The organism is Diaphorobacter ruginosibacter (assembly GCF_040396215.1).
GTDB lineage: Bacteria > Pseudomonadota > Gammaproteobacteria > Burkholderiales > Burkholderiaceae_C > Diaphorobacter_A > Diaphorobacter_A ruginosibacter_A.
The window spans coordinates 1-6,230 of record NZ_JBEBOW010000169.1 but is presented as its reverse complement, the minus strand read 5'-3'; the positions used below and the strand labels follow the sequence as shown (position 1 = coordinate 6,230).

Annotated in this window: 4 protein-coding genes; all 4 read right to left on the bottom strand. The window is 62.3% G+C overall.

Annotated elements, in window-relative coordinates:
- Positions 1-107 precede the first annotated feature (107 nt).
- On the bottom strand, positions 108-407 hold the full coding sequence (gene cas2, locus ABWP92_RS15815; protein WP_353236362.1) for a CRISPR-associated endonuclease Cas2: 300 nt from the start codon (positions 405-407) through the stop codon (positions 108-110).
- Positions 408-472: 65 nt separating this feature from the next.
- Entirely contained in the window at positions 473-1,402 is a 930-nt protein-coding gene (gene cas1 / locus ABWP92_RS15810) for a type II CRISPR-associated endonuclease Cas1 (protein ID WP_353236361.1), read from the bottom strand.
- A gap of 3 nt (positions 1,403-1,405) precedes the next feature.
- Positions 1,406-4,552 (bottom strand): type II CRISPR RNA-guided endonuclease Cas9, encoded by a 3,147-nt coding sequence (gene cas9, locus ABWP92_RS15805; protein WP_353236360.1) that lies wholly within the window; start codon positions 4,550-4,552, stop codon positions 1,406-1,408.
- 256 nt (positions 4,553-4,808) lie between these two features.
- Positions 4,809-6,230: vitamin B12 dependent-methionine synthase activation domain-containing protein (locus ABWP92_RS15800; protein ID WP_353236359.1), on the bottom strand; the 1,422-nt coding region annotated here is incomplete at its 5' end.

Below are 6,230 nucleotides of genomic sequence, written 5' to 3'. Positions count from 1 at the left end.
GTTCCGGCCAGTGCACATATCCCAGTGAACTAAACTCTGTCCGCGATAACCCCTTGATTCATCAAGGGGTTTTTCGCTTTCCGATGCGGAAAAATCATGGTGCGGCGCTAAAAAAGGTCGAACTGATCCGGTGGTTTCTGCGCGGTCTGCTGGCTTTTCCCGTGGAAAGTGATGGTGCGCTCGTACTGTTTGTCAGTGAACTGGAGGATATGCACCTTTCCTCCGTTCGGCAATGCCCTCTCCACCGTTTTGCACAGGGTGTCCACCTGCGCCTGGCTGGTGCAAAAGCGCAGGTAGACACTCAATTGGCTCATCTGAAAGCCGATGTCCAGCAGTGCATTGCGAAAGCCCGTCGCGGCCTTGCGTTCGGCCTTGGTGATCACTGGCAGATCGAACATCACCAGCATCCACATGAGTCTGTATCCTGAAAGCATGTTGTGCGGCTATGCATGAATGGCGAATCACGGCGGCTTCAGTCCGCGTCCAGGCTGCTTGCCAGCGACAGCGGCAACCCCGGCAGCGGCAGGTCCAGCTTGGTGCGTTCTTCCAGGAAGACCTGGGCCAGCGAAGTCGCCAGGCGCTGCATGCAGACCATGACGGGCGTGACCCCGATGCTGGTCGGCAAGTCGTCATGGAGAACGCGGACCAGCGCGCGTTTGGTCTCGGGGGTCACATGACCTTCCGCGCCGCGGTGGAGCTGCCAGACCTTCAGGTCCACGACCGGACGGAACGGCTCCATCAGGTCATCGACGAGACGCATCGGGTTCGCATCGTTGCTGTGGTGCAGCCCGATACTCGGATGCAGCCCCGCCGCAACCACCGCGCGCGCCGTGGTGGAGCGCAGGATGGTGTAGCCATAGTTGAGCAGCCCATTGAGTCCACCGCCCTCCTGGTCACGGCGAAAGTCGGCGCCGAACAGCAATCTCCAATATCGGCGGGCAGCCTGCCCTTCCATGTTGTCGGGATCGCCGCTGCGGACTTTCCCGATGAGGACGGACAAGGGCATGGCCGGCGCGCCAGCGGCCTCCAGCGCCGCAGCCTGCTGCGCTATCTTGGCCTTGACGATGGTGGCCCAAAGCCGTTTGATCATCGGCTGGCCAGCGGCGATTTGCGCCTCGATCCGCTTGGACTGGACGTGGTGTCCATCCAATGTGAACAGCATGCCGACCACATTGTGATTGGCGCCGCACAGAACGAACGGGGCTCCGCGCTCAGCCAGGGCCACGAGCAGGTTGTTGGTATAGGTGATGCCATGCGCGTTGGCGATGACGGCCGCGATATCGTCGAGCGGAATCTGTCCGAGTTCCTCGCGCTCCCCCTCCGAATCGCGCACGACCATGAAGCCGCGATTCATGAACAGATGGCGCCGGTCGTCCGCGATCTCGACTATGCGGCCCACCATGCATCACTCCCGCGAGCCCGGATCACGCAGCTCGCCAATGGGGGAGATCGTGACTTGGCGGGCCTTGGCTTTCTGGAGGGAGCCCGCCATCTTGGAGATGTAGCGAAGCTCTCCGGAACGGTCGCGGGCATCGACGTTGGCTTCGTTGAGCGCGGACATGAAGACCTGGCCCGCCGCGGACATCTTCGCAACCCGCAACGTGCGTTCGCTGCCTTCATGCTCCAGCCGGACGCAATCGCCAATCATCAATCGAAGCGCGAGCGGTTGTCCATTCAGTCCCGCGCGGAAGTGTCGAAGCCGGTGTTGCGCCTGCCCGGGCGAGCAGCCCTGCCGCCGCAGTTGCGCGATGATGGCATACGCTTCAAACGTCGAGATCACTTTGCCCACCCACTTGCCGTTCTCGCCCACGGTGATCTCCATGCAGTAGTTGCTACCTCCGACATATCCCTTGTAGGGAAGCGGCTCCCCTTGCTCATTCACTCCATGCCGTTGTGGCTGTGAAGACTCGGCGATCCGGATGAGATTGCTGATTTCGCGCCCGGCGCTTCCGTCGGCCTTCCTGCGCTGCTTGATGGTGCCATCGCGGCGAATGCCGTAGCTGGTCCCCTCCATCATCGCGCCTTCGTGGCCATGGTCGGGCTTGTGGCTCACCCAGATGTTGTTCACGGCGCGCTCCACGTGTTCACGGTAGGTCGGCCAAGGCATCGGCATGTCGTCCACGAGCCGGTCCAGGCCGCCCGCCCGGGCATTGGCGTTGGCCTGGGCAAAACGCTGGAGCAAGCCCTGGTCGGTCACGCCGATCACGCACGCGTCCACCGCGTGGTGGCGGTGGTCGTTGCGATTCTTCCGGCCATTCAGGCCCAGTACATTGTTCAGGCCGAACTTGGCGCGCAGCCTGGCCGTCATCTGGCCGGGAATGACGCGCGTTGCACTGCCCGGCGCCACCAGCCGCAAATACTCGGCGGCGATCCGCGAGAGATAGCGCGTGTCGTTCAGCGCACGCGCCAGGAAATCCTTGTCTTCACCCAGCCAGCGCTCATGGCCATCGGGCGCAAACCGATAACGCTTGTTCCTGGGCATGCGCTCCGCTCGCAGTTGTATGTCCGCATAGCTCCAGCCCCGTGCTTCAAAATCTTCGCGCGCCTCCCATGGGGTGCGATTGCGCTTGATGCGGTTGGCCTCGCGCAGCGCAACCGTCCGGTTGTTCAGGCTGTCGTCCAGGGTTCTCGAGAACGGCAGGATGTGCTCGATCTCCACACGGTCGCTGAGCAGCATGGCGGCGCTGATCTGCATGCCGCTGTAGGGGCAGCGCCTGTCGGCCACGTCGAAGCTCAGTTCCTCCCACAGAATCCACTTCTGGATGTCCGCGGTACGCACGCGCTCTTCGCTGATGCTGAGCGTGCGGGCAATGGATTGCCGGATGCGCGCATTGCGCTTGTGGTTGTCCGCCTGCTTGCGCTGGGCTTCCTGCTTTTGCTCGCGGCTTTGCTTCAGGTCGCGCGCCAGTTCGACGACGATCTCGCTGGGCCTGCCGTACCGGCGGATCAGCGTATTGACGACAATCCGGACCTGGTTCAATCCGATATGTACCGTGGGATTGGCGATCTTGCCAAAGCGCTTTTCCTCGGCATCGTCCGGCTTGCCGCTGCCAAACGCCACGTGGCGCTGCAACGCGCGGCCATAGTATGGCAATTGCCTGAAGGCATGGATCGGCTGGATCTCGCCGGAGGAGGCGATGATGCGTTCACCGATCTGCTCCACATCGTCCGACCCATACTCGAAATCAAAACCCAGATCGCTGTGATGCGAAAAGCCTGCGGCCTGGACCGCCTTGTCGTAGGTAAGCACATCGCGCCGCAACTGCGGCAGGATGCGCTCCAGCGCCTTGCGGCTCAGACTGCCATGGCCTTCGGGCAGGCCTGCATTGGCGATGGCAGCCGCACGCGCCTCATCCACACCGGTGTGTTCGCGCAGCCAGGCGAGCAGGCGCTCTTCGCTTTCCTGCGTGAGCAACTGGAGCACGATCTCGTCCTGCAATGCGGCGTCGAATCCGGCCCACGCCGCGCCGAACAGATCCTTCTTGCCCAGCGCTGCGGTGGTCGCGTTGCCCTTGAGCTCCTGCCTCCTGGCATCTTCCAGGTTGAACCGCACGGCCCCCGGCAGATGCAGCGCCTTGCGCATCTGCTCGAAGCCGACCTTGGGCCTGGATTCGAGCATCATCACGATCTGGTCGCGCTGGGCGAGCGTCAACGCCTCCTCGCGCAGGTCGGGATGCAGTATGCGCAGATGGTTCACCTCCTGGTAGATGCGCAGCCGCTGCGTGCCCGGCAGTGCGAGCGGTGCGCGCTCTTCTTCCGCAATGAGCGTGCAGCGTCCCGGCTTCACGGGGCGCAGATGGCGTTGGAACAGCAAGGTGTCGCGCAGGTCCGCTTGCGCGGACTCATTGAACCGCGACGGGTCCAAGGCCGCCTGCGCGGCCCATAGGGCATCGAACTCCTGCGCCACCATGGCGCGCTCCACATACAGGTCATAGCGTTTGTCGATGCGCTTCCTGCCCTCATCGGTGTTCATGGGCGTTTCACGATAGCGCGCGCGCACGCCCTGGCCCTTGACGCCTTCGGGCCGCTCCTGCATCCGCACCTTCCAGTACCACTCTCCGACCGTCCTGCAACCTGTGTCCTGCAACTGCGCGCGCAGGGTGCCGATCGCCTGCTTGAGCGCCCCGCTATCGTTGTCCTTCCTGTCGGTCTTGCGGTTGCTCTGAAAGCCTCGGCGCTGATTCAAATGGAATAACGCGCGCCCGAATTCCGCGGGAGCCAGGGCATGGTCCAGGCCCTTGGCGCGCAATTGGTAGGGGTTGCACTTCTCATACGCCTTGCGGGCCGCCGCATCCCCGGGGAAGAATCCATGCTCGACCAGTTTGCGCAACATGCGCTCCTTGCGCTTGAGCAGGCGGTCACGGCGGCGGCGCATGGCACGCGCGGCGCGGCGCGTCACCGCGAGCGATGAGCCATCCTTCGGATTACGCCCGTCGCCGAATATCCTTACCCCGACTCTTATCAGCGCGGTGGGTTCCCCACGGTCGTTGATCTTGAAAACGGCCCAGCCAAGCGACGCCGAACCCAAATCCAATGCAAGTCGATATTGCATGCTCCCTCCTGTTTGACAGGCTGTTTTTAGCGTAAAAGGCCAGGAGTTAGATATTCTTAACACTGATATTTATCTCAAACCTGAATACATATTGAGAACGCTCAATTTCTTGAAGTTGGAGTATTGAATTTGTCGATGTAGACTCGCGCTACATATTCACTGGGATATGTGCTCTGGACGCTAACAAGCATAAAGATGCACCAAATGGAAAGCCCCGCAATGCGGGGCTTTCGCTTTTTCCCGGAGCCCTGGGGACTCACCCCAGGTTGGGCGCCAGCCGCCTGCGCAGATCCTCGACATCCATCCCGCGCCGCGCGGCCATGTCTTCCACCTGATCCTCTCCGATCTGGCCGACGTTGAAGTAGGTGGCCTGCGGGTGGCCGATGTAGAAACCGCTCACGCTGGATGCAGGGAACATCGCCATGCTTTCGGTGAGTTCCATGCCGATTTCGGCCGCATCGAGCACCTTGAACAGTTCGATCTTCGCCGTATGGTCGGGGCATGCCGGATAGCCGGGCGCGGGCCGGATGCCCTTGTATTGTTCCTTGATGAGCTCCACATTGCTCAGGTTCTCATCCTCGGCGTAGCCCCACAGGTCCTTGCGCACACGCTCGTGCAGGCATTCGGCGAACGCTTCCGCCAGACGGTCGGCCAGAGCCTTGAACATGATGCCCGAGTAATCGTCGAGCGCGGACTGGAACTCCTTGTCCTTTTTCTCCGCGCCTATGCCCGCGGTCACCGCGAACAGACCCGCGTAGTCCTTGATGCCGGATTCCTTGGTCGCGACAAAATCGGCGAGGCAGCGGCTCGGGCGCATGACGCCCTCGATTTCCTGCTTTTCCGTTTGCTGGCGCATGCCGTACCAGGTCATCAGCACCTGGCTGCGCGATTCATCCGTGTAGAACTCGATGTCGTCGCCCACGCGGTTGGCCGGGAAAAGCGCCATCACACCGTTGGCCTGCAGCCAGCGGCCTTCGATGATCTTCTTGAGCATGGCCTTGGCGTCCTCGAACACCTTGCGCGCCTGCTCGCCGACGATCTCGTCATCCAGGATCGCGGGAAACGGTCCGGCGAGATCCCAGGTCTGGAAGTAGGGCCCCCAGTCGATGTATCTGGCGATCTCGGCGAGGTCGAAATTCTTGAACACGCGGCGCCCGAGCGCGCGCGGCACGGCGGGGGTGAAGTTCTCGAAGTCCACGCGTGTCGCGTTGGCGCGCGCCTTCTCCAGCGGCCACAGCGGCACTTTCTTCTTGTTGGCGTGCTGCGTGCGCACCTTGTCATAGTCCGCCTGGACTTCGGCGAGATAGGTCTCCCGCTGCTCGCCCAGCAGGCTCTGCGCCACGCTCACGCTGCGGGAGGCATCGGGCACGTAGACCACCGGGCCTTCATACCTGGGCGCGATCTTCACCGCCGTATGCACGCGCGAGCAGGTCGCGCCGCCGATCAGCAGCGGGATCTTCTTGATGCGGAAATACTGGTCCTTGTCCATCTCGCCGGCGACGTACTGCATCTCCTCGAGGCTGGGCGTGATCAGGCCCGACAGGCCGATGATGTCGGCGTTCTCCGATTTCGCCTTGGCGAGAATCTCGTGGCACGGCACCATCACGCCCATGTTGATGACTTCGAAGTTGTTGCACTGCAGCACCACGGTGACGATGTTCTTGCCGATGTCGTGCAC

What these genes read in the sequence shown, in the direction of transcription:
- cas9 (WP_353236360.1), bottom strand. Translation starts at nt 4,552, where the DNA reads ATGCAATATCGACTTGCATTGGATTTGGGTTCGGCGTCGCTTGGCTGG.
- cas1 (WP_353236361.1), bottom strand. Translation starts at nt 1,402, where the DNA reads ATGGTGGGCCGCATAGTCGAGATCGCGGACGACCGGCGCCATCTGTTC.
- cas2 (WP_353236362.1), bottom strand. Translation starts at nt 407, where the DNA reads ATGCTGGTGATGTTCGATCTGCCAGTGATCACCAAGGCCGAACGCAAG.